We start from the raw sequence: 965 nt of genomic DNA, 5'->3' as shown, positions 1-965 counted from the left end.
TTAACTTATATATTAATGTAATTAAAGCTTAGTCCAATAATTGCTCCTAAAGAATCGATTAAAACATCTTGAATCATTCCTGCTCTACCTGGAATAAATAACTGGTGTATTTCATCAGTTATTGCATATAAAAGTGTTATTAAAAAACCATAGATAAAAGATTTTCTTATATATGATTTATGAGCATATATCATTATAAAACTTAATACAGCCAATATTGCATAAGATATCATGTGTGCAGATTTTCTTATTATAAAAGATGCTCCTTTTGATTCATATAATACATGCAATATATTTCCTAATACACTATCCTCTGATATTTTATCTAAGACATGTATAACTTTGTCTGATTGAGTTGTAGATACTATTGCAGGTTGATTAGAAAAATAAAATATAACCCCCATCCAAAGTATAACTAATACTATTGATATCTTTTTCATAATGAACTCCATTTCTAAATTCATATTAATTTTTATTTCATGTATTTGATATATTATAGCATAAATCTATTTTTATAAAAAATTTAAAATTGATAATTTTTTCTTAGAATTAAATTTAATCTCTTAGGCAAACTAAAAAGGTAATTCAATATTACAAATAAGTTTAAAAGGAGATTTATATAATGGAATCTAATCATAAACATTTACTAGATGGATCTTTAGCTCAATATAATGATGCTGCAGTTCCAAAAATACCTGTATTTACAGGAGAAGACATGACGTCTGAAGTTTATTACTTCAAACCAGGTCAAGTACTTAAAATGCACAAGCATCCAAATGGAGAACAAATATTTTTCTTCTTAAAAGGTCATGGTAAAATGATTGTTGGAGATAAATCTCATGATGTATGCGTAGGATGTAGCGTTTTTATAAAACGTGATGAATGGCATGAAATAACAAACAGTAATGATGAAGAAATGGTAGCAGTTCAAGTTACTAAAGTCGATGCTGGTGCAGAATATAAAT

Annotated in this window: 2 protein-coding genes; one reads left to right on the top strand and one right to left on the bottom strand. The window is 26.4% G+C overall.

The features are described from left to right. Positions 1-5: 5 nt before the first annotated feature. Positions 6-440, bottom strand: a complete 435-nt coding sequence (locus BN899_RS04125; protein WP_042273213.1) for a VanZ family protein — start codon at positions 438-440, stop codon at positions 6-8. 182 nt (positions 441-622) lie between these two features. Here BN899_RS04125 and BN899_RS04120 point away from each other — a divergent pair. Further along, on the top strand, positions 623-965 hold a 343-nt coding region (locus BN899_RS04120), incomplete at its 3' end, for a cupin domain-containing protein (RefSeq protein WP_042273211.1).

Source organism: Faecalimicrobium dakarense (assembly GCF_000499525.1).
In the GTDB taxonomy this organism is placed as follows: Bacteria; Bacillota; Clostridia; order Peptostreptococcales; family Peptostreptococcaceae; genus Faecalimicrobium; species Faecalimicrobium dakarense.
The sequence above is the reverse complement of the archived record's forward strand: the minus strand, read 5'-3'. Positions and strand labels throughout refer to the sequence as shown.

Bases quoted from the DNA above. Each gene is read 5' to 3' on its own strand.
- BN899_RS04125 (WP_042273213.1), bottom strand. From the start codon at position 440: ATGAAAAAGATATCAATAGTATTAGTTATACTTTGGATGGGGGTTATA.